Annotated in this window: 19 protein-coding genes; 9 read left to right on the top strand and 10 right to left on the bottom strand. The window is 41.5% G+C overall.

Annotated elements, in window-relative coordinates; translation table 11 throughout:
* The 3 genes from C5O00_RS11860 to C5O00_RS11850 all read right to left on the bottom strand — a co-directional run bounded on the left by C5O00_RS11860 (position 1) and on the right by C5O00_RS11850 (position 3828).
* Positions 1 to 1806 (bottom strand): T9SS type A sorting domain-containing protein, encoded by a 1806-nt coding sequence (locus C5O00_RS11860; protein WP_105217066.1) that lies wholly within the window; start codon positions 1804 to 1806, stop codon positions 1 to 3.
* A 115-nt stretch (positions 1807 to 1921) separates the two neighbouring features.
* The gene (locus tag C5O00_RS11855; RefSeq protein WP_105217065.1) at positions 1922 to 2875 is read right to left on the bottom strand and encodes a phosphoribosylaminoimidazolesuccinocarboxamide synthase; all 954 of its coding nucleotides are present in this window, start codon (positions 2873 to 2875) and stop codon (positions 1922 to 1924) included.
* A complete protein-coding gene (locus C5O00_RS11850) occupies positions 2875 to 3828 on the bottom strand; it encodes a PhoH family protein (RefSeq protein ID WP_105217064.1) in 954 nt (317 codons plus the stop codon). The genes C5O00_RS11855 and C5O00_RS11850 overlap by 1 nt, the downstream gene beginning before the upstream one ends.
* Before the next feature lie 112 nt (positions 3829 to 3940).
* On the opposite strand from C5O00_RS11850, the gene C5O00_RS11845 reads away from it, so the two are divergent.
* The 5 genes from C5O00_RS11845 (at position 3941) to dnaN (ending at position 8737) form a co-directional block, all read left to right on the top strand.
* On the top strand, positions 3941 to 4771 hold the full coding sequence (locus tag C5O00_RS11845; protein ID WP_105217063.1) for an SAM hydrolase/SAM-dependent halogenase family protein: 831 nt from the start codon (positions 3941 to 3943) through the stop codon (positions 4769 to 4771).
* An 18-nt stretch (positions 4772 to 4789) separates the two neighbouring features.
* Positions 4790 to 5086 (top strand): putative quinol monooxygenase, encoded by a 297-nt coding sequence (locus tag C5O00_RS11840; RefSeq protein WP_105217062.1) that lies wholly within the window; start codon positions 4790 to 4792, stop codon positions 5084 to 5086.
* Positions 5086 to 5799, top strand: coding sequence for a gliding motility-associated ABC transporter permease subunit GldF (gldF, locus tag C5O00_RS11835; RefSeq protein ID WP_105217061.1), 714 nt, complete (start codon positions 5086 to 5088; stop codon positions 5797 to 5799). The genes C5O00_RS11840 and gldF overlap by 1 nt, the downstream gene beginning before the upstream one ends.
* Positions 5799 to 7487 (top strand): gliding motility-associated ABC transporter substrate-binding protein GldG, encoded by a 1689-nt coding sequence (gene gldG / locus C5O00_RS11830; RefSeq protein WP_105217060.1) that lies wholly within the window; start codon positions 5799 to 5801, stop codon positions 7485 to 7487. Before gldF ends, gldG begins: the two co-directional genes overlap by 1 nt.
* A gap of 131 nt (positions 7488 to 7618) precedes the next feature.
* A complete protein-coding gene (dnaN, locus tag C5O00_RS11825; RefSeq protein ID WP_105217059.1) occupies positions 7619 to 8737 on the top strand; it encodes a DNA polymerase III subunit beta in 1119 nt (372 codons plus the stop codon).
* Here dnaN and C5O00_RS11820 read toward each other — a convergent pair.
* Together C5O00_RS11820 and C5O00_RS11815 are read right to left on the bottom strand one after the other, a co-directional pair.
* Positions 8734 to 10260 (bottom strand): glycosyltransferase family 39 protein, encoded by a 1527-nt coding sequence (locus C5O00_RS11820; RefSeq protein WP_158676847.1) that lies wholly within the window; start codon positions 10258 to 10260, stop codon positions 8734 to 8736. The two genes, dnaN and C5O00_RS11820, sit on opposite strands and share 4 nt — an antisense overlap.
* 275 nt (positions 10261 to 10535) lie before the next feature.
* Positions 10536 to 10898, bottom strand: a complete 363-nt coding sequence (locus tag C5O00_RS11815) for a DUF4870 domain-containing protein (RefSeq protein WP_105217057.1) — start codon at positions 10896 to 10898, stop codon at positions 10536 to 10538.
* 88 nt (positions 10899 to 10986) lie between these two features.
* Between C5O00_RS11815 and mnmE the strand changes: the two genes are divergently transcribed.
* Both mnmE and C5O00_RS11805 read left to right on the top strand, forming a co-directional pair.
* On the top strand, positions 10987 to 12402 hold the full coding sequence (gene mnmE / locus C5O00_RS11810) for a tRNA uridine-5-carboxymethylaminomethyl(34) synthesis GTPase MnmE (RefSeq protein WP_105217056.1): 1416 nt from the start codon (positions 10987 to 10989) through the stop codon (positions 12400 to 12402).
* Between the two features lie 103 nt (positions 12403 to 12505).
* Positions 12506 to 13918 (top strand): OmpA family protein, encoded by a 1413-nt coding sequence (locus C5O00_RS11805; RefSeq protein ID WP_158676846.1) that lies wholly within the window; start codon positions 12506 to 12508, stop codon positions 13916 to 13918.
* 222 nt (positions 13919 to 14140) lie between these two features.
* On the opposite strand, the gene C5O00_RS11800 is transcribed toward C5O00_RS11805, so the two are convergent.
* Positions 14141 to 15280, bottom strand: a complete 1140-nt coding sequence (locus tag C5O00_RS11800) for a hypothetical protein (protein ID WP_105217054.1) — start codon at positions 15278 to 15280, stop codon at positions 14141 to 14143.
* Positions 15281 to 15431: 151 nt separating this feature from the next.
* On the opposite strand from C5O00_RS11800, the gene C5O00_RS11795 reads away from it, so the two are divergent.
* Positions 15432 to 16703, top strand: a complete 1272-nt coding sequence (locus C5O00_RS11795) for a sensor histidine kinase (RefSeq protein ID WP_105217053.1) — start codon at positions 15432 to 15434, stop codon at positions 16701 to 16703.
* Positions 16696 to 17391, top strand: coding sequence for a response regulator transcription factor (locus C5O00_RS11790; RefSeq protein WP_105217052.1), 696 nt, complete (start codon positions 16696 to 16698; stop codon positions 17389 to 17391). The genes C5O00_RS11795 and C5O00_RS11790 overlap by 8 nt, the downstream gene beginning before the upstream one ends.
* Before the next feature lie 14 nt (positions 17392 to 17405).
* On the opposite strand, the gene C5O00_RS11785 is transcribed toward C5O00_RS11790, so the two are convergent.
* The 4 genes from C5O00_RS11785 to C5O00_RS11770 all read right to left on the bottom strand — a co-directional run bounded on the left by C5O00_RS11785 (position 17406) and on the right by C5O00_RS11770 (position 22437).
* Complete coding sequence (locus C5O00_RS11785; protein ID WP_105217051.1) at positions 17406 to 17864, bottom strand: COG2426 family protein; 459 nt, start codon at positions 17862 to 17864, stop codon at positions 17406 to 17408.
* Positions 17865 to 17945: 81 nt separating this feature from the next.
* The gene (locus tag C5O00_RS11780) at positions 17946 to 19292 is read right to left on the bottom strand and encodes a capsule assembly Wzi family protein (protein ID WP_105217050.1); all 1347 of its coding nucleotides are present in this window, start codon (positions 19290 to 19292) and stop codon (positions 17946 to 17948) included.
* Positions 19293 to 19298: 6 nt separating this feature from the next.
* Positions 19299 to 21680: a GumC family protein gene (locus C5O00_RS11775; protein ID WP_105217049.1), complete on the bottom strand. Its 2382-nt coding sequence runs from the start codon at positions 21678 to 21680 to the stop codon at positions 19299 to 19301.
* A 1-nt stretch (position 21681) separates the two neighbouring features.
* Positions 21682 to 22437, bottom strand: coding sequence for a polysaccharide biosynthesis/export family protein (locus tag C5O00_RS11770; RefSeq protein WP_105217048.1), 756 nt, complete (start codon positions 22435 to 22437; stop codon positions 21682 to 21684).
* Between the last annotated feature and the right edge of the window lie 14 nt (positions 22438 to 22451).

The raw sequence follows: 22451 nt of genomic DNA, 5'->3' as shown, positions 1-22451 counted from the left end.
TTATTCTATGATCATACGCTTGGTATCGATCTTTTTCCCGTCTACAAACAAGGTATAAAAGTACATTCCAGATTGAAGACTGGCTTTCCCAATTTCAATACTGCCCTCACCTTTCACTTCTACCGCAATATTATTTAAAAGCTGTCCGGTTGTGGAGCTAATCACAATATTTGCATTTGAATAGGTAATTGGGATGTAGTAACCTATCGAGGTTGTATTATCAAATGGATTGGGGATATTCTGAAATAAAACCGGTCTGTTAGGATCCTGAATATTGTCCGGCACACGTAAAGTACAGGCACATTGTTCCAATAGATCCACTCTGGCTATGAGATCATCGATCTGGGCCTGTTGTGCTGCATTTTCATCTACTAAAGGCTGCAGCATAGGAGTAAAATCGATCATAAGGGTATTCCCATCGGTGATCACCAGGGTTAACGTATTATTATTGAGTGCAAAACCTAGTAGCTGCTCATCGGTATTATCGAGATAACCTGATAGATCCACACTTCCACCATCTTCTAACGATAAGGTATTTCCAGCCAATGAAATTTGCTGATCATCTGTTCCTGAATCGTCCAGAGATGAAAGATCCACCACTTCCGAAGCTCCTCCGCTAATCCCTATCGTGAGATCTGTGCCCACTAAAGATGATCCGGAAATATCCTGGTTATCGGTATTGTCCAGGTAGCCTGACAGATCTACCGTAGTAGCGTCGTTAGTTAAGCTAAGGGTATTTCCAGTTAGGGAAAGATCCTGATTATCGGTGTTATCGAGATAGCCTGAAAGGTCCACAGTAGTTGCATCGTTGGTAAGGCTAAGAGTATTTCCGGTAAGGTCTAGATCCTGCAAATCTGTATTGTCGAGATAACCTGATAGATCGACTGTGTTAACTGCAACTCCGTCATCTTCCAGCGAGAGTTCGAGATTGTTTCCATTTAATTGAAAAGTATCTACGGTTTGGTCGTCTGTATCCAAACCAACAGGGTTCCATTGTGTTCCATCCCATGCGTAGGTAAGTTTGTCATCTGTATCGTAAACAATTACCCCCTCTTCCGTCATCAGGTTGGTCCCTAAGGTATTTCGCTCGGCGTTTGTTAATCGGTTGAGTTGCAGTCCGCGATCTGTAGCTCCTAATGCTAAAGACGTGAATGCATTTGGGGTAGAGGTGCCAACCCCTAAAGCTCCCGAACTAGCTATATCCAGAGAACTTGTGGGTGCTCCCGGACGAATTCTGAAAGGTAAGCGGCTACTACCGGTAACATCCCTAATGAAAAAATTTGTCTCGTTAGCCGCAACATCCCACTTATAATCTCCAAAACCGCCAACCTGGTCTAGTCTGATCGTTGGTGTATCTTGATTAAAAACATGCAATTTTACCACAGGATTCGCGATCCCAATGCCTACATTCCCTCCCGATTCTATGCGAAGGGAGTTGGCCGTTGCACCTGCATCCACACGAAACGGGATCACGTTTGCGGTAGCGTCCTGTATTGCAAAATAGTTATCACCCCCGTTAGTATTATCATTTGCCTGAAGCCTCCAGTCGTTATTAGGGAAACTCGCTGTGTTACTGGTGTCGTCGAAGTAAACTCTTAGGTTGTTTTCCCGCATGATAATAGTGTCGAAACCGTAAGCCTGATTGGCTGGGGTGTCTATACCCACCCCTAGTGAGCCAATCACTTCAAGGTCGTCGTTTATAACTTGTCTGGTTGGATTATCCTGATCTATTACCGGGCTTTGAGCCATCGCAATATAGGAGCAGAACAAAATGGATAGTAAAATAGGAAGTCGAAAGTTTTTCATAATCGATTAGTTTTAGTTTAATCTAAAATTAGAATTTAAATCCAAAACAATCGTTGATAATCGGTGAAATACTAATTACATCGACCTACACTATATTTTTTCTACTCGAGACTTTTTATAATGAGGAAAGATAAGCCTTTACGTTGCCTTCGATACGATTTTGAATATCCGTCACATTGGCTTTTTCGAAAGTTTCTCCGGTAATATTCTCGTAAAGCTCAATATATCGTTCGGAGACCGATTCTATATAATCGTCGCTCATTTCGGGAAGTTGTTGGCCTTCCAGCCCCTGGAATCCATTGGAGATTAACCATTGTCGTACAAATTCCTTTGAAAGTTGTTTTTGTGGTTCACGCTTCTCCTGACGTTCCTTATAACCATCTGCATAAAAATAACGAGAGGAGTCTGGCGTATGGATCTCATCGATAAGTACAATTTTTCCCTCCCTGGTTTTGCCAAACTCATATTTTGTATCGACCAGAATTAACCCTCTACGGGCTGCAATCTCTGTCCCTCTTTGAAATAATTTACGCGCATAATCTTCCAGCTGTAAATAATCTTCTTCTGTAACTATTCCTCGACGGAGGATCTCTTCCCTGGAGATATCTTCATCGTGATCGCCTTGTTCGGCTTTGGTTGCCGGGGTAATAATTGGTTCAGGAAATTTATCGTTTTCTATCATTCCATCCGGCATGGAAACACCGCACAATAAGCGCCTACCTGCTTTATATTCCCTGGCAGCATGACCGCTAAGGTATCCGCGGATCACCATTTCTACTTTAAAGGGCTCGCAGGCTACGCCAACTGCCACATTGGGATCTGGTGTGGCGAGCAGCCAGTTAGGTACCAGGTCTTCGGTATCACGCATCATTCGGGTGGCGATCTGGTTTAATATCTGTCCCTTATACGGTATCCCTCTCGGCATTACAACATCGAATGCACTTAGTCGATCTGTTGCGATCATAACCAGCAAGTCGTTCTCCAGCCGGTAGACCTCCCTAACTTTTCCTTTATAAATGCTCTTTTGACCCGGAAAATTAAAATGAGTGTCGGTGATGGTATTCGTCATCAGTTTCTGTTTTCTATGGCCTTGTAGGCGGCTATTACTTTTTTAACCAAGCGGTGACGGATCACATCCTTATCATCCAGATATACCATACCCACACCATCTACATCTTTTAAGATAAGCAGTGCTTCTTTTAGACCAGAGATCACCCTTCTAGGCAGGTCGATCTGTCCAGGATCACCTGTGATCATAAACTTAGCATTCTTACCCATACGGGTTAAGAACATTTTCATTTGTGCGTGGGTAGTATTTTGTGCCTCATCCAGGATCACAAAGGCGTTGTCCAGAGTTCTTCCCCTCATAAATGCAAGTGGGGCGATCTGGATAACTCCCTTTTCAATGTGTGAGTCAAGCTTTTCATGAGGAATCATATCGCGCAAGGCATCGTACAGGGGCTGCATATACGGATCTAATTTTTCTTTCAGGTCGCCCGGGAGGAATCCCAGGTTCTCTCCTGCTTCCACAGCTGGTCTTGTGAGGATGATTCGTTTTACTTGTTTTTCTTTTAACGCTTTAACAGCAAGAGCTACCCCCGTATAGGTTTTTCCTGTTCCCGCCGGACCAATGGCAAATACAAGATCGTTCTTATAGGTTAGCTGTACTAATTTGCGTTGGTTTACTGTTTGAGCTTTTATAAGTTTTCCACTTACTCCATGAACCAAAACTTCTCCACTGGCAGCAGAGGTTTGATAATCATCGCTGTTATCACTTTGTAGTACCCGCTCGATCACATTTTCGTCGAGCTTGTTGTATTTTGCAAAATGCTCCAGGAGCATAGTAAGGCGAGTGTCAAATTCTTCAAGTATTTCCTCATCGCCATACGCTTTTATCTTACTGCCGCGGGCAACAATCTTTAATTTGGGGAAATATTTCTTAAGAAGATCGATATTAGCATTCTGAAGTCCGAAAAAATCGCGAGGGCTAATTTCAGTTAATTCGATAATGAGTTCGTTCAAAAGCGGTTTTATTTATTAGGATTGTGTACTTAGTGTAAATATAGTTTTTCTAGTCGCAAAAGTACCCTATTTTTGTGGGAGTTGTTTTAACAAAATATCAACAATTAACTGCATGCCAATTATAACCCTCACAACCGATTTCGGAGAGAAAGATCACTTTGTAGGTGGGGTAAAAGGAGCTATATACAGCGAGCTCGAAGATGTTCGTATTGTTGACATCTCCCATTCAATATCACCATTTCACCTTACCGAAGCCGCCTATATTATTCAGAATGCTTACAAGAGTTTTCCACAAGGGAGCATTCATATTATTGGTATCGATTCCGGGCTTACTCCGGAGAACAAACATGTTGCGGTGTATCTGGACGGGCATTATTTTATTTGTGCCAATAACGGGATCATATCGATGCTCGCTTCAGAAATAAAACCAGAAAAGATCGTGGAGATAAATATCCATGACAGGATAGAAAGTAATTTTCCAGTACTGGACGTTTTTGTGAAAGTTGCCTGCCATATTGCAAGGGGCGGCACTTTAGAGGTTATTGGGAAAGGAATTGACACGATAAAAGAACTCACAGGGATACGACCCGTGGTAAACCCGGAAGCCAGCCAGATCATAGGGAATGTTATCTATATCGATAACTACGGAAACGTGGTGAGCAATATTACGCGTAGCCTCTTTGATAAGATCGGGAAAGGCAGAAGCTATAAGATCATGGCGAGAACAGCCACTTTTACCGAGGTTTTTAATAATTACAGCGACGCCATCAACTTCGATTTACCACCCGAAAAGCGGGAAGAGGACGGCAAAAAACTAGCCCTATGGAATTCGGGCGAATACCTGGAACTCGCTATCTATAAGAGTAATCCAAGTACTGTAGGAAGTGCTTCGTCGCTTTTCGGATTAGAATACAGAGATACCATCTCGGTAAATTTTGAATAATTAGAGCTAAAATTAACTATGTTCACAAGAATTGTAAAAATGGAATTTGAGGCAGCCAAAGTAGCTGCTTTTCTTTCTAATTTTGATTCGGTAAAAGATAAGATCCGGGCATTCCCGGGTTGTAATTTTTTAGAATTATACAGGGATAGAACCGATCCTTGTATCTTTTTTACCTACAGCCGCTGGGAAAATGAGCAGGCCCTCGAAGATTACCGGAAAAGCGAATTATTTAAAAAAGTCTGGACAACAACTAAAAGCATGTTTCGTTCTAAAGCGAATGCATGGAGTGTGGACACTTTGCATAGTTTAAATTAATGACAGCGATTATAAAAAAAGAAATAAACTCTTTCTTTGCCAGTCCCATTGGGTACCTAGTGATAGGTATTTTCCTTATACTTAACGGGTTATTTCTATGGGTATTTGGCGGAGACTATAATATCTTCGATTCTGGTTTCGCAGACCTGGCACCTTTTTTCGAACTGGCCCCCTGGATCCTACTTTTCCTGATTCCGGCTGTGACTATGAGAGCCTTTAGTGATGAGTTGAAACTGGGCACCCTGGAGTTGTTGCTAACCAAACCTCTGGCTTTGCACAATATTGTCTTCGGAAAATACCTGGGTTCGGTAATCTTATTAGTGATCGCATTGGCCCCTACCCTATTATACATCCTTACGATCTCCGCCCTTGGTAATCCTGAAGGAAACTGGGATGTTGGTAGTACCGTGGGTTCTTATATCGGCCTCTTCTTCCTTGCGGCGGCCTATACCGCCATTGGGATCTTTGGCTCTTCCCTGTCATCAAACCAGATCGTAGCCTTCCTCATCTCGGTTTTTCTGTGCTTCGCCCTGTATTATGGATTTGAAGGTCTTGCCACCTTAGAATTTGGGATTCCGTTGGACAAATTAGGTATGAAGGCTCATTTCGATAGTGTTTCCCGAGGTGTTTTAGATACGCGGGACCTGGTTTACTTTTTAAGCATTACCGCACTGTTCTTAATTTTTACTGTCTTTAAACTTAACAAACGTTGATGGGCGGTTCTCGTAAACATATCGTCCAGCTTTTTACGCTCGTTGCAGCTATTGTCTTGCTGAATGTTATAAGCGGTTATGTATACAAGCGCTTCGACCTCACGCAGGACAAACGCTATACCCTCTCTGAAGCTGCTAAAGAAACCATTGCCGAGGCTAATTCACCCATTGTGATCGATATTTTCCTGAAGGGGAATTTTCCACCCGAGTTTAGAAGACTACAACAAGAGACCGAACAGTTACTGGAAGAATTTAAAGCCTATAATCCCAATATAATTTATCGGTTCATCAATCCCCTGGAAAACGAAGAAGACCGGGAGAATATCCAGGAGCAGATGCGAAATTTCGGACTCACAGCCGCGCAGGTTGAAGTTCAGAAAAATGGAAAGATCAGTACCGAATTGGTGTACCCCTGGGCTCTGGCCTATTACAACGACAAAACGGTAAAGATCCCTTTATTGAAAAATCAACTGGGAAGTACCACCGAAGAAAGGGTGAACAATTCGATCCAGAACCTGGAATATGCATTTGCCGATGGTTTTAGTAAGCTAACGCAGCCAAAACGCAGAAAGGTGGCTGTTTTGAAAGGGAATGGACAGCTTGATGACAGATATGTGGCCGACTTTTTCAGTACGCTACGCGATTATTACTTTATCGCTCCGTATACTCTGGATTCGGCCGCGGTGTCTCCTCAGCGAACATTGGATCAACTCAAGGAATTCGATCTAATCGTATCTGCCGGGCCTACGCAATCCTTTTCAGAAACTGAAAAATATATACTCGACCAGTATACCATGAATGGAGGTGCTATGCTTTGGCTGGTAGACGCCACCGAAAATAGGATCGACACTGTTAGTGGTAATACTTTTTCCTTCGGAAAAGACCTCAACCTGAACGATTTCTTCTTTAAATACGGCCTACGTGTCAACCCTAATCTCGTAAAAGATATTTATGCCGCTCCTATAGTACTGGCAAGTGGGCAAGAACGCGAATCGCAGTACAATCGATATCCCTGGTTTTTTAATCCGTTGAGCAGTTCGGCCAATAATCATCCTGTAGTTACTAATATCGAGGCCGTGAAGTTTGAATATGCCAGTGCCATAGATACACTGCCTAATGGTATAGATAAAACCGTACTGCTGAGTTCGTCACCCATTTCACAGCTAATAGGTCTTCCAGCAGAGATCAATATCGATAAAGAGATACCGGAAAATCTGAAAGTGATCAACGAAGGGCCCGATCCCGGCAAATTCACTGCTGGTGAAGTTCCCTTGGCTGTATTACTGGAAGGAGAATTTACTTCGGTTTATAACAACCGTGTAAAACCGGTAAAGCTAGTGGAAGATAAATCCACCTCTGCACCCACCCGAATGGTAGTGATAAGTGATGGCGATGTAATAAGGAATCAACTGGACCGAGGACGGCCTCTCGAACTAGGTTTCGACAAATGGACGCAATCCTTCTATGGAAACAAGGAATTTCTGCTGAATACGGTAAATTTTCTGTTGGACGATAGCGGACTTATAAACATTCGAACCAAGGAAATTGCCGTGGCCTTTCTTGATCCTCAGAAAACAAGTGACGAAAGAAGTAAGTGGCAAATTTTAAACTTGCTGTTACCATTAGGATTATTAGCTGTTTTCGGGATTTCCTTTCAATACCTTCGGAAGCGTAAATACCAACAATAATAACGGGATAGTTATGTCCAAAATGTTAATAAGTTTGTTTTATCTAAAAGAGCAATTAAAATATATTTGTAGTTAGGCGAAACTTATCGTTTGGCCTTCAGAAATTCAACCCAGAAAGACATACTCCGAACATGAAATTTATAGTATCGAGTTCTTATTTATTAAAACAACTTCAGGTTTTAGGTGGCATCATCAATAGTAATAATACATTACCCATTTTAGATAATTTCTTGTTCGATCTGGACGGAAAGAATTTAACAGTTTCGGCCTCAGATCTTGAAACAACCATTTCATCGAAACTTGAGGTAGAAAGCAGTGAGAAAGGTAGTGTATGTATTCCAGCCCGCTTACTTCTCGATACGCTGAAAACCTTCCCTGAACAACCACTAACCTTTACGGTAGAAGATAACAATACTGTAGAAATAAGTAGTAATCACGGTAAGTACGCTCTCGCCTATGCTGATGGTGAGGAGTTTCCAACGGCGGTTGAATTAAAGGACCCATCCGCCACAACCATTCAAGGTGACATATTGGCTACGGCTATTAGCAAGACCATCTTTGCAAGTGGAAATGACGATCTAAGACCCGTAATGAGCGGCGTGTTCTTTCAATTCTCTACAGAAGATCTCACCTTTGTCGCCACCGATGCACATAAACTTGTAAAATATTCGAGAGCCGATGTAAGTGCATCCCAGGTTGCAGAATTCATTATGCCAAAAAAACCTCTGAATCTATTAAAGAGCATCCTGGCAGGAAGTGAAGAAGACGTTGCGATAGAGTACAATGAAAGCAACGCTAAATTTAGTTTCGATAGCACCGAAATGGTATGTAGATTAATAGACGGGAAATACCCAAATTACGAAGCTGTTATTCCGAAGGAAAATCCGAATAAACTTACGATAGACCGTACTCAGTTCCTTAATTCGGTGCGCAGGGTAAGTATCTTCAGTAACAAAACCACTCACCAGATCCGCTTAAAGATCGCCGGTGCCGAGCTCAATATTTCTGCCGAAGATATCGACTACAGCAACAAAGCTGAAGAACGGTTAACCTGCGACTACCAGGGGGATGATATGCAAATTGGGTTTAATTCACGATTCCTAACCGAAATGCTGAATAATCTTGACTGTGATGATGTTTCCTTGGAAATGTCTCTTCCCAATCGCGCCGGTATTCTTACCCCGGTAGATGGCTTGGACGAGGGAGAACAGGTTACCATGCTGGTGATGCCAGTTATGCTGAATAACTAAAAGGGATCCTCTACACTTTCCAGGACCTCGGCCCAGAAATCATTGAAGGATGCTCTGGGACTCTTGCATAGATAAACCGCAGTTCCAAATTCTCTCGCATTAGGATTAGAGATCGAACCAACTAATTCGATCTCCTGAAACAAGTCTGCTACATTCTCCCCCAACTCGTCATTGATATAGATAAGATATTCTATATCCGGATCGAATTGTTTTGGAAACCAATAGTAAAAACTCTCATGAAAACACACGGGTTCGGGCAGCTCGTATTTTTTACCGATAACGGTAATAGCCCCGGCCTGCCCGTAATTTGAGGCATAAATAACGGCCTTGCTTAGATCTTTTTCAGGAATTTGATCGTAAGCTTTCTTAGTGACTTTAGTAAGTTCTTCCCAGCCCAATTGATCTGCATAATCCTGAGGAAGCGAATGAATGGTACCATCCTCGAAACGACGACCGATATCTATTCCATGTTCCTCTTCCAGATCCTGAAAATAGCGAACCAGGCCTTCTTCGCTGTAAATGGGAAGCCCGATAGGCAAGGCCGGCAGGGTGATCATGACAATTACTACTGGAATGGCATATCGAACCCACCTGTTCGATATCCATTTTTCCATCGCAACACAACCACCACAGATAAGTACCGGAAACACACCCATAGTGTAGTAACTCTTACCTTTTAAAGCCAGTAAGACCAAAACCACTACTATCGCGGTATAAGCAACATAGCGGTACTTAGTAGATCTTAAAAAATGGACCATTCCTATTATTAAAAGGAAGCATACTGAAAATGTCATCAATAATTGATCGGCCAAGAAAGAAAATCGATCCACATAGACCAACTGATTTTCATTAAGGGCGTTCATATGTCCAATTACAGGGAAATCGTGAGAGTATTGCCAGACCAAATTTGGGAGGAAGACGAGAAAAGCGATCAACATTGCATAATACAGGGTTTTAACCTTAAATACACGACGATGAGCTGTAAGTGCCAAAGCTACAAGCAAGGCGAGTATGAGCAGTGCGACAAGATACTTATTGAGTAATGCAATACCTGTAACAAAACCGACTATTAGAAGAAATTTTGGTTTGTCTGTGTTCACGTATCTCAACGTATAGAATAGTATAAGAGTCCACAGGAATAGCTCCATTGGCACAGGCTGAAACAGGTGAAATGCCCTTAGGCCAACCGGCATACAAACTATTGCCACAGCCGTTAAAATTTGTGCATAGGCGCCACCCTTAAGTTCTTGGGTTATCCTGGCAGTCAAGACAACCAGTGCGCCTCCCAGCAGGGCTGGAAATAATTTTACGGCAAAGAGAGAAAACCCGAATAATTTCTGCATGATAGCAGCAATCCAGCCAATGAGAGGTGGCACTGTGGCATAACCCAGATCGGGGTGTGTTCCCAGAGAGAAATAGAGTAGTTCGTCACGATGATATTCTAAGTTGTTAATAACATAGAGATGAATGGCGATATTGAAGAATGCCAATCCGTAGACAACCCAGTTCTTACGATCTCTCATAAGGTTTAGTATCTCTTTATTAGACAATTATGCATAAGATCAAATATTGGATTTATTTAGTGAAGAACAAAATCATTATTACTCGACCTTAGTATAAGAAAAACCGAACCCCATCAAAGGAGACAGGGTTTGGCCATTAAACTTCATACAAGTAATTAATCGAATATAAAAATTACTTATCGTCCATGGATCGCCAGTTATCCTTTCGGAAAACACCAGCGAAACAAAGGGTGCAGAGTACGAAAGCCGCACCTAATATTATCCACCAAATCATCTTAAGAAAGGAATCTGATCGTTCCGAAATAGGAAGGCGCTTCGCCATTTCCGGCTTTTACACCGTTAATGATAGGAATAATGAACCCTGCGAATCCTACATAAATGAGACCCAGTATACCTAAACCGAAGAGGAAAATTCCGGGAATACTAAGCACCATGATTAGAATAAGCGTTAGTTGAAAGTTCACAATTGCTTTTCCGTGCTCATCCATACCCTCTACTTTATCCTTCTGTGTAAGCCACAATATTAAGGGTACAAGAAGGCCTCCAAACCCGGTTACGTAGTATAAAAGCTGTGATAGATGTGTGATTACGAGAAGATTGTTATCTGTTCGCCTCGCGCTTTGATTGATTACTTTCATTTTTTTGATTGATTTTGAGGTTGTGCTAATATGACTGCACAATTACAAAAATGTTACAACTCTTAACTAATTCGTATTTTTGCAGCCTATGATCCAAAATGATACCATAGTTGCGTTAGCCACCGCCGCCGGTGCGGGAGCCATAGCCATTATACGGCTATCGGGCCCCGATGCTCTTGGTATTGCGTCATCTATGTTTCATTCTGTCTCTGGCAAGAGACTTATGGACCAACCTACGCACACCGTGCATTTAGGGCATATAAAAGACGGAGAACGAGTAATCGACGAGGTGCTTGCAAGTATTTTTAAGGATCCGCAGAGTTATACCGGGGAAGATGTGGTGGAATTCTCTTGTCACGGAAGCAACTACATTCAGCAGGAAATTATCCAGCTGGCGCTTCGGAAAGGATGCCGAATGGCTCAGGCCGGGGAATTTACCCTAAGAGCTTTTCTCAATGGTAAGATGGATCTAAGTCAGGCAGAGGCCGTGGCCGATCTGATAGCCAGTGATAGTGAAGCCTCACATCAACTGGCCATACAACAAATGCGTGGAGGTTTTTCTTCAGAAATAAAAAAACTAAGAGAGGAACTGCTCAATTTTGCTTCCCTAATCGAATTGGAATTGGATTTTGCTGAAGAAGATGTAGAATTTGCCAATCGTGATGAATTCCAGAAGCTGATCAGCCGGATTCGAACCGTTTTGAAACGCCTGATAGATTCGTTCGCCACCGGAAACGTATTGAAAAATGGTATTCCTGTTGCCATCGTGGGAGAACCCAATGTGGGTAAATCTACCCTATTGAATGCTCTGCTCAATGAAGAGCGAGCCATTGTAAGTGATATCGCAGGTACGACGCGGGATACTATAGAAGATGAGATCACAATAGGTGGGATTGCCTTCAGGTTTATAGACACGGCCGGAATAAGGGATACCAGTGACGTGATAGAAGGCCTGGGAATAAAGAAAACCTTCGAGAAGATGGAGCAGGCGCAGGTCGTGGTGTTCCTGCTTGAGGCGCAGAAGTTTATAAGTATGGAAGACGCTCTTAGAGTGGAGATTCAGAAAATAAGAAATAAATATCCTCAAAAGGCCGTACTTATTATTGTGAACAAGAGTGATCTAATAAGCGGTAATGAAAGAAAAAAGATCGAAACTGATCTAAAGGAAATCTCCGGCCAGAGTGAAAAGTCCCATGCCCTGCTCCTATCGGCTAAAACCGGGGAAGGTGTTGAAACATTAAAGAGTACATTATTAGAGTTGGTAAATACAGGTGCCTTGCGCAATAACGAAACTATCGTAACCAATACCCGTCATTACGATGCGCTACTGAAAGCCCTGGAAGAGATCGATAAGGTGCAGCAGGGTCTGGATAATAATCTTAGCGGGGATCTGCTGGCCGTGGATATACGGCAGGCATTGTATTACTTCGGGGAGATAACCGGCGAGATCACTAACGATGAGCTTTTAGGCAACATCTTTGCTAATTTTTGTATTGGGAAGTAAAATTCCCAATGCCTCCACTATATCTTATTTTTGTTTTGTTTGAATTATACATAACGCACTAATATTAAGTGCAAAATCATTAAATTCGAATAAACGAATGATTATGAAGTATTTACTGTATTGCTGGGCCATCATATTTCTTTTTACACTTAATTTTTCATGTAAAAATGCTGAAGAAAAAACTCCGGAAGTACTACCTGAGGAGACAATTCCCATAAAAGAGGAAGTGGTTCAGGATATAGAAAATAAAACTGAAATTGAAGACGATACATCGAGCGAGACAGATACGATTGTATCCGATCAGTATTTTTACGCTACCGATGGAGAAAAAGCCGCTATACAAGTTCGTGTTGGTGATGTAGACAATTTAGGGTTTGGATGGGACCCGGGATTCGATCCATTTTGCGGTAAGAACACTTCGACGCATCGATATCCGTGGGAGGTCGACTCTACAGATCATCCCGGCACAGACCGCATCATGGTGGTTAGCGGTTATAAGCGAGCCCGAAGCGATGGATATACCTCCTATACCCTTCGCGCGCATACATACCCTGTGGCTATCCAAATGAATTTCGACCCTCCCGCTATTGAAATAGAACAAGTAGTTTTACAGATGATGCTTGACGATTTTCAATCACCTGTATGGGGCACGTCCTTTCAGTTTCATATCAATGAAAAGAGACTGCAATATGTTGAGAATATTCTAAACAGTTTAAATCAGACCGGTCCAACGGGAAAACTTGTACAGATCGGGATCTTACCGGAAGATTTCGAATTATTCGAATCGGGTTCGGTAAGTATAAGCATAGATGATCCTATAAATGATGCCGGGGACGGTTTTGCTATCGATTTCGTGCAATTGCTCATCAATCCTACCTCTCAATACAAATGCAATGGCAAGATACGAGGTATGGTAAAAAATGAGCAGAACAAGCCCCTTGAAGGGGTATTAGTTTCGGCTAACGGACTCGTACAAGCTTTATCTGCTGCCGACGGTTCCTTTGAACTAAACGAGGTTCCCGTGGGAATCATTAGCCTTTTAGCCAATAAAGAGGGCTATCAACCAACCAGTGAGAATTTTGAGCTGAAACGAGACGAAAACAAACAAGTAACCCTCATCCTGAAAGTGAAGGAATCGGAAGACGAAAATTACGTTAGTGAAGAAATCAAGCAAAAAGGCTATGTAAATTTGTATGGCATATTATTCGATTCGGGGAAGGACATTCCAAAAGCCGGGTCTGAACCTGTTTTAAAAGAACTTGCAGGATTCATAAGGAATAATGCGGAAATAAAGATCGAGATCATTGGTCATACAGATTCGGAAGGAGATGCGGCTTATAACGAGGACCTGTCTCGCCGAAGAGCGAAGTCTGTAAGATCCTGGTTAAAAAAGGAGGGCATTGACGTCGCGAATATCTCGGCCGATGGTAAAGGAGAATCCAGCCCTGTAGCAAGCAACGAAACCGATGCTGGCAAAGCACTTAACAGACGCGTAGAGGTGAGAGTAATTGAATAGAGATCTACAAGGATAGTTACGGTAAAGAGTATGAATTTAGGCCCTTATAAAATCTGGATCATGGTGATCGCGGCGGCTATAACTGTTTTTGGATTGCTCACAGGAAAATTTCTCTTTTTGTTTATCTGGTTGCCGTTGGGGTTTTTATTCAGAAAGAAAAAGGAATAAAAAACGGCGCCATCGAATATCAATGACGCCGCACACTAGGAAATTTGAAAAAAACTATTCGAACATAACTTTCTCGTTAGAATCTATTGGGTCTGTATTCTTTTTTCTGAAACTATAAGAGATCCCGAAGTTGATAAGATAATCGGCAAAAGCGGCGTCACCTGCCCTGGGCATACCCGTGATCATCTGCGTTTCCAGATCGGTAACACTTTGTGGACGCTCTCTTCTTAAAGCCACAGGGACACTTAAATTTAACGCCAGGTTATTCAATGTACATGAAAGTCCGGGTTCTATTGAAACGACATTTCCCGGACGTCTGAAACCATAATCGGGGCCAAAAACATCTCTCACCGGCACACCCTCATAGCGTGCTCCTAATGAGGTTGCTATCTGGGCAGAGACAGAATAGCTTAATCCACCGCGTAAGGAAAATTGGTCCGGCACAGCCATGATGGCCTCATTTTGCAGTATCGGACTTAATGTCTCCCTGAAAGTGCGGGTACTGTTAATCCCTCTTGGATTAAAAAGATAGAATCCCCCTGCGTAACCATAGAGCTGGTTAACAATGCGCTGGTAATACTGAAAATCCACCACAAATCCGAAACCACCATCCCCGGGTTGTATGGATTGATCAACCGGACGAACCTCCGGACTTCCTCCTGGACCAACGTTGTAAAATATGTCGGTTGCGCTATAGTTGCCTGTGGGAAATTTCAATGCGAGCCCGATGGCCACATTCATTTTACTGGACTCTAGCGGGTCGAACAACCAATAACCCCCACCTACCCTAATATCTCCAAGTCCGCGCGAGGAGGTTTTATTGCGTTCGTTTCTTCCGTGTTCATATAGAGATGATCGTTCATTGATCACAGTGGGAATGGTAATCCCTACGTACCATCGGCTGGAGATTCCATAGGATAAGGATAAATCCCATGAATTAGAATAATTAACCACCTCGGTGCTATTAGAAACCCGATCAGGTTCTTCTTCCGTGCCCCGGAAATGGCGAAAAGATTCGAAGAATCGGTAATTCATCCCAAGACGTAATTCGCCCTCGCTATAAGCATTTGTATCCAGGGTATTGCCTACCGCGCATGAGAAATGCCTAATGGCAACGCAACCCTGAGCGTTCAAAGAAACTATTGGATATATAAGAATAAAAACAAGTAATAAGAAGGTGATTGGTCTCTGCACAACTTTCTATTGATAGTTTAACGGCGAATATATGTGGAATTGTAGCCGTATCGAGTTAAGTGTAGTTGAAAAGGTTTAATGAAAATTTAATAGGATTAACAGTATTATAATTAAAGTTAATTCAGGATAATTTTTAGTAATATAGCGCTAGATGTACCGGAACCGTAACTTATATATTGTTCTTTTCGCTGCGGCCATAATAGGATTGTTCATCATTCAATACCAATACCTGAGAATTGGACTTAATCTCGCGCGAGTTCAATTTGGGGAAAATATTGCGTTGAGTAGCGAGGTAATTACGGAAGACCTCTCCACAGAAAACCAGTTATCTTTCCTTGTACTTCAATCTCTAAAAAAAGACGATTCTTTCTTTAAGTTGAGTGTAGATAGTATTCAGGAGGCATCTCGCCATTTTTTATCCGATTTTATCCAAAGTCGTCTGGTAGCAAATGGTATCGAGAAAGAATTTGATTACAGCCTGTTCACCAAGGACAGCACCTATTACCTGGAATCTCCGGTTAAATTGAAACCGGATCCTACTATAGTTAGATATCCCATCGAATTAAAAGGATATTTACCACTGGCATTAAATAAACAACTTATTCTCGAATTACATTTCAAAGATCTTAACCGGTATTTTTTATCCCAATTAAACGGGATGGTGATTCCAAGCCTGGTCTTTATTGTGATCATTATACTCGTGATCATTTGGATCATGAAATCCTACTTATCTCAGCGTAGTTTAATTATCAGTACTAATGAATTTATAAATAATTTCACTCATGAGTTGAAAACACCTGTATTCTCTATTAGCCTTGCTTCGGGTATACTGGAGAAGGATATCGAGGCGAAACATAAACCTGTTTTCAGCATTATCAAATTGCAGGTGGAGCGTTTGCGAAGACATATTGACAAGATCCTGGAGTTAAGTATGATCGAATCGAAAAAACAATTATTCCAAATGGAGCAGCTGGATTTTAGACCACTGTTAGTTAAAGTATGCGAAGAATATAAGGCATTGGTACAACTTGAAGAAGTAGAATTCAACTTTACGATCGAAGAGGCAGAATTTAAACTGAAAGGTGTTGGAAGTCATTTGGAAAATGCAATTCTCAACTTACTCGATAATAGTAAGAAGTATTCAAATAACCCCGAAATTAGATTAAGTGCCCAAAAGGAAGGCAAACATCTTACTATTAAAATAAATGATAACGGTTGGGGAATAAACCCAAAAGACGTACAGCGTATCTTTAAAAAATATGTACGTGTCATTCCTGATAACATGCAAAATGTTTCAGGTTACGGTCTGGGCCTAAGTTATGTTCAGGAGGTTCTTAAACGGCACAAAGGTAAGATTGAGGTGAATAGTGAAGTGGGCCGTGGCACTGATGTAATAATTAAATTGCCGTTGATTAATGAATAAGCCTAATTTTAAAATATTATTGGTTGAAGATGACGAAGCATTGGGATATGTGCTATCTGAATATTTAAAGATAAATTCGCTTACTATACAATGGTCCAAAACTGCCGCAGAGGCCATATCGATATTGAATAAAGATTCTTTCGATCTCGCTATTCTCGACGTAACTTTACCTGATGTAGACGGGTTTACTTTGGCTAAGCAAATAAAGAGTAAGTTTCCGGGCTTAGCTTTTCTGTTTTTAACAGCCAGATCCATGAAGATCGATGTGCTTAGAGGTTTCGCTCAGGGGGCTGTAGACTATATAAAGAAACCTATCGATGAAGACGAACTTGTGGCCCGTATCAATGCAATACTTTCCCGGGTGGTAGCTTCAGAAAAAACTAAAAAGATCAAGCCTTGTCATCAGATAGGGATGTATCAATTCAATAGCGAGGAGCAAACCCTGTCGATGGAAGGATCTTACAAGTCACTTACCGCTAGAGAGTCGGAGGTATTGTTGTATATGGTGACAAATCGTAACCAGCTTTGTAGTTATAAGGATATCCTAATCGAAATTTGGGGTGAAAACGATTATTTCAACAAGAAAAGCCTCAATGTGTTTATTTCGCATTTACGAAAATATCTTGCAGACGATCCAACGATACGAATTGATAATATTCACAACCGCGGATTTATACTAAGATGTTAATGGTATGAAACGGTCTAGCCCAGGCTACCCATGGTGAGTAAGGTTGTACCCCAGATGATCACCGAAGACACAAAGATCCCAATGGCATTTGCTGTAAATGCTTTCTTTTTTTCAATTCTGAAGAGGTAACTTGCAATACTCCCAGCGTATACTCCTGTTCCCGGTAGAGGGATCATAACAAACAGTAGTAGGCCCCAGAAACCATATTTCTGTATTTTATTACCCGACCCTGTCTTCGCCCTTCTAGCCACCCAAATAGCAGATTTCTTATACCAGTTCCAGCGTAGCAGATAATGATTGATATTATCAAGAAATACCATCATGATTGGAAATACAAGCAGATTCGCTAGAAAACACACGATAAAAACCAGGTAAATGTTCAGCCCCTGTAGCATTCCATAGGGAATACCCACCTTGGCCTCACCGAAGGGTGAAACGCTCCAAAGCATCGAAACTATAATATCCTGAATCATAGGGGCTATTAGAAAGTGTGCAAAGATAACGTCAAAATCGTTTGCTTCGCATAAAACGAATCATAAAAATTCTTTAAATCTTTATTGGAATTTGTAGCTATAGCCAAGGCCGGCTCCAAAAGTATCATCGGCTAGATTGCTGAAATCGGCACCCAATACCACTGTGAAGGCCCCGTACCCGGTCGTATTGTAACTTAATGAAAGATAGTTGTACCAGTTCTTTAATTTCATACTGAAAGGTTCCCGTAACGTACCGGAGTTATTGGAAACCGAACTTTTTAATAGCCAGGCGAAATTTCCGAAGGTGCCGTTGGCGGCAAAGTGATGAAGCTGAACCAGGTCACTTATAATAGGCGTAGTCTCCTCGGTGATCTCGATACCGGGATCGTAAATAAAAAATGGATAACCGATGATCGTCTCTTCGTATGCCCAGCCTGTTCGATATAGTTTATTACTAAAATAACGGTCGAAACCTGTACCACTTCCGCTACCACTTTGATCTTTGGTTGTGATAAACTCGTAAAGTACTCTTGAAAAAAACTTCTTGTTTTCAGGCGCGAAACTTATGCCCCATACACCATCAGGGAAATTTGCCAGTCGCGTACCCGATCCGTCCTCGAACGGATGTTCGTGATAAAATATAAAGTCCCCTGACGTTTGTGAAAGTTTGTATTCCAGCAAATAACTTCCCAGATGATTTCCTACGGCATTGATCTGGTCACCGGCCGTAGCCTCATCCCCTCCCCGTTTCGCCAGGAAAACATCGATAAAGGCTTCCAAATCGTTTGGTTGCTCTCCATACACAGTTGACGTTCCGGACCACTGAGCAACATGCTGAATCTTAAACATAAGCCCATTATTTTCGTTGACATTCCATCTTACGGCCAAATCTTTAAAATGCACCCAGGTATCTTTAACATATCGTTGGTCGTTTAAAACATAGTGGCCTAAACTCCAGTCCAGGGAGAGACTTTCGGTGATTTGTAGCCAATGAGGAGCTTCAACCAAAAAACCGGGCAACGGTCTGCTATTCCCGGACCACAGAAAATTTTGATTGGTGGCCGAAAGGCCATCTAATACTTGTTCATGTCTTTTTGGGCCCAAGGTAACTTCGATCCAGTTATTGCGATACCCCAAAAACAAATCCATGCGTTGGAATTTATCGTCGAAACCATTTCTCAAGGCTCCACTAAGTCCGGCAAAAAGAGATCCTTGATCGAAATTATACATTGAATGTATATTGGCGGTTATCACACCATCGGTAGTAGCAGATCTTTCGTTTGATGTGTTCGTGAAGAACCAGAAAGGCAAGTTTTCTTCAGAAGAAATAAATCCCGAACCCGCTACAGATCCGTTAACCACAATACCGCTGTTTTGTGAAACTAAAGAATAGCTTACTAAACAAAACAGAAGTAGGAACCGGCTCATAGCATATTATTTGAAGAGACGTTTAAAGAAAGATTTTTTCTCTTGACCGTAGACATAGCCATACTTATTTCCATAACCGAAGTTATTCTCACTCACTCCATTGAGCACCACAGCTATATTGTGCAATTTGTTGTCCTTATTGGCCTCATTTACAAATCCTACCAGTTTCTTTTCGGTGTAATCTGCTCGTACTACATATAACGTTACATCTGCGATCGAACTTATAAGAAGGGTATCTGTTACTACCATAGACGGAGCGGTATCTACTATCACATGGTCATATCTGGATTTCAATTCTGAAAAGAATAATTCGGTTCTATTGCTTAACAATAGTTCGGCTGGATTTGGAGGTATGGCACCGGATAAAATAATATCCAGATCGTTATGGTTGTCGCTTTTAGCAACAAGATCATCAATATTCACAGTGGGATCTGCGATGAATTCGGTAAGGCCTTTTAGTGATCTGTCACCATTGGCCAGATATCTATGTAGTTGTGGATTTCGAATATCGGCACCTACCAGGATCACCCTTTTCCCGGTAAGAGCAAGGGTTGTAGCAAGGTTATACGCAACAAAGGTTTTCCCTTCATTGGTGATAGACGAGGTTACGAAGATGGTCTTATGCGCATCGGAACCTACTCCCTTATTTCTCATGAAATATTGTAGGTTGGTTCGCAGGATACGAAAGGACTCGGCCATAATACTTCTATCATTATGCGTGATAAAATCTGGAGTTCCTTTGGACAGTTTAGGAATTTCACCTTGAATGGATATATTTCTGAGTAATCTTTCCAGGTCCTCTCTGTTAGAGATCTTGTTATTAAATAACCCTTTAAAATAAATGCCTAAAAAGGTTAGTAATAATCCCAGCACGAAGGCAATAAAATATATAAACAATTTCTTTGGCGCAACAGGCTGTCTGCTACTGTAGGCATCGTCAACCACTTTTGCCTTGGAGGCAATAGCGGCTAATGAAATTAAAGATTCTTCACGCTGTTGCAACAGAAACAGGAATAATTGCTCTTTAATGGATTGCTGTCTTTCAATATCCCGGTAGATTCGTTCCTTGGCAGGAACTTGCTCTATCTTACTGTTCAAGCTGGATTCACCGTAATTAAGATCGCGCAAGGATATCTGAAATCCGTTTCTTGTATTTTTTAACGACTGTAAAATAGAAGTGCGTATTTGTTGTATCTGGTTGTTTAGGTTTATGATGACCGGGTTCTTGGTAGTAGACGATTTTAAGAGTCGGTTACGCTGCAATAGCAACTGATTGTAATCGTTTACGGCGCCTACAACATCATCTCCTTCAAGACCAATATTAGTAGGCAACAATTCATTTTCGTCTTCATTCTCGATATAGTCTATCATCGAATTGGTTAACTCCAATTGGGTGGCAATATTAAGCTGTCGCTTGTCAAATTCACTCGCACTTTCAAGGATGATAGCTGCTTCGGTCTGAATATTCGTTAGCCTGTTTTTACTCTTAAACTGTTCCTTGTCTAATTCTACCGAATCTAATTCTTTGCTAATAATTTGAAGTCTGTCATCTATAAAATTCAGGGTTTGCCGCGTAATTTGATTTCTGTCATCAACGGCATCTTCATTATATTCAACGATCAACTGATCCAGAAAATCCATGGCTTTCTGCGGTGTGGCAGATTCGAAGGAAAACTCGATCACATGGCTATTGGGGATCTCATTTAGCAATTTCAGTTCTCCCTGATAGTAAAGAGCGACGGATTCTTCATCGTTATGTACCACCGTAATAGTCTCGCCGGTATATTTACTAAATAGTGCCTCGTCCTCCATATTTGGTAGGACGATCAAGTCTGCAAAATCAAAATGCACCCTATCCCCAAAATTATAGATACCTGAATTAGCGAGGTTATCTCCCGAAATCTTATAGGTTGCTTGATCCTGAATCTCTATATTCAATACAGGAAATGCCCCACCTTTATTTTCTGATTCCGGCTCCAGAAACTGAACCGTAAATGGGAGAGTTCCGTAAAGTTCCGAAGTCTTTACATTACCTACGGCACGATATACTGTATTGAGATCAAGTTTTTTTACCACATTGGTTATCAATCTCTTGGAGGTGAAGATAGCAATCTCATCGTCAATCTTGCTGTTTCCATACCTGGACATATAATTACCAATTTCGGGGATAGCAGAAAATTCGAGAAATCCACTACTATTGCTTTCATCTTTGATGATTACCTTGGCTTTTACCGAATAAATAGGCGTAGCATACCTTAGATAAACAAATGCCCCGGCCATTGTGATAATGAGGCCAAGGAGGAATAAATACCAATACCGAATATAGGGCTTGATTATATCCTGAACGGTTTGATCTGATTGGGAAGAAATTAAATCCTTTTCCTTCATTTTAACGTGTTATAATTATCACCGCACTAAGCACTACAGTTACAAGGGATAAAAGTGCAGGAATATCCGGGATGAAACCAGATTTCTTTACTCCTCTCAATGATGGTTCCACATAGATTACATCGTTTTGTTTCAGAAAAAAGAAATTACTTGTAAAAACATCCGATGTGGTTAAATCCAGCTTAGTGACAATTCGTTTCCCGTTTTCTTCACGTATAATACTAATATTATTGCGGTTACCATCATCGGTAAGATCACCTGCCAGTCCTAAGGCTTCTGGTACGGTAACTCGTTCGTTCCGTATTGTATAGACTCCAGGATTCGCAACTTCACCCAAAATTGTAACCTTAAAATTAAGAATCCTAACATCTACTACAACGTCTGTGATGTACTCCATTAATTTGGTTCGTAGCAAGTTTTCGATCTCGGAGCGCGATTTTCCGGCAACAGCAATAGCTCCAAGAACAGGAAAGTTTATATTGCCTTCCGAATTTACCAAATATCCCTGCAAAGCTAGATTATCTGCATTGGCATTATTTTCGGCAAATTTTTCTTTGTTAAACGGAGCTACCAGGCTATCATCAAAAGATGATATTGAGATATGTAGAATATCGTTGGGCTCAATAATAGGTTCGAATGCTTTCTGAATTTCGGTATTATTTAAGGAATCTGAGTCCTGGAAGTAGATTATCTCCTTTTTTGTTGCACAGCTCAGCAAACTAAAAACCGCCAAACTAATTAAAACTACCTTTCTCATGTATTTATTTATGT

Source organism: Pukyongia salina, from assembly GCF_002966125.1.
Classification (GTDB): Bacteria; Bacteroidota; Bacteroidia; order Flavobacteriales; family Flavobacteriaceae; genus Pukyongia; species Pukyongia salina.
The sequence above is the reverse complement of the archived record's forward strand: the minus strand, read 5'-3'. Positions and strand labels throughout refer to the sequence as shown.

Coding starts and splice junctions, on each gene's coding strand:
- C5O00_RS11860 (WP_105217066.1), bottom strand. CDS start 1,806: ATGAAAAACTTTCGACTTCCTATTTTACTATCCATTTTGTTCTGCTCC.
- C5O00_RS11855 (WP_105217065.1), bottom strand. CDS start 2,875: ATGACGAATACCATCACCGACACTCATTTTAATTTTCCGGGTCAAAAG.
- C5O00_RS11845 (WP_105217063.1), top strand. CDS start 3,941: ATGCCAATTATAACCCTCACAACCGATTTCGGAGAGAAAGATCACTTT.
- C5O00_RS11840 (WP_105217062.1), top strand. CDS start 4,790: ATGTTCACAAGAATTGTAAAAATGGAATTTGAGGCAGCCAAAGTAGCT.
- gldF (WP_105217061.1), top strand. CDS start 5,086: ATGACAGCGATTATAAAAAAAGAAATAAACTCTTTCTTTGCCAGTCCC.
- gldG (WP_105217060.1), top strand. CDS start 5,799: ATGGGCGGTTCTCGTAAACATATCGTCCAGCTTTTTACGCTCGTTGCA.
- dnaN (WP_105217059.1), top strand. CDS start 7,619: ATGAAATTTATAGTATCGAGTTCTTATTTATTAAAACAACTTCAGGTT.
- C5O00_RS11820 (WP_158676847.1), bottom strand. CDS start 10,260: ATGAGAGATCGTAAGAACTGGGTTGTCTACGGATTGGCATTCTTCAAT.
- C5O00_RS11815 (WP_105217057.1), bottom strand. CDS start 10,898: ATGAAAGTAATCAATCAAAGCGCGAGGCGAACAGATAACAATCTTCTC.
- mnmE (WP_105217056.1), top strand. CDS start 10,987: ATGATCCAAAATGATACCATAGTTGCGTTAGCCACCGCCGCCGGTGCG.
- C5O00_RS11805 (WP_158676846.1), top strand. CDS start 12,506: ATGAAGTATTTACTGTATTGCTGGGCCATCATATTTCTTTTTACACTT.
- C5O00_RS11795 (WP_105217053.1), top strand. CDS start 15,432: ATGTACCGGAACCGTAACTTATATATTGTTCTTTTCGCTGCGGCCATA.
- C5O00_RS11790 (WP_105217052.1), top strand. CDS start 16,696: ATGAATAAGCCTAATTTTAAAATATTATTGGTTGAAGATGACGAAGCA.
- C5O00_RS11785 (WP_105217051.1), bottom strand. CDS start 17,864: ATGATTCAGGATATTATAGTTTCGATGCTTTGGAGCGTTTCACCCTTC.
- C5O00_RS11780 (WP_105217050.1), bottom strand. CDS start 19,292: ATGAGCCGGTTCCTACTTCTGTTTTGTTTAGTAAGCTATTCTTTAGTT.
- C5O00_RS11775 (WP_105217049.1), bottom strand. CDS start 21,680: ATGAAGGAAAAGGATTTAATTTCTTCCCAATCAGATCAAACCGTTCAG.
- C5O00_RS11770 (WP_105217048.1), bottom strand. CDS start 22,437: ATGAGAAAGGTAGTTTTAATTAGTTTGGCGGTTTTTAGTTTGCTGAGC.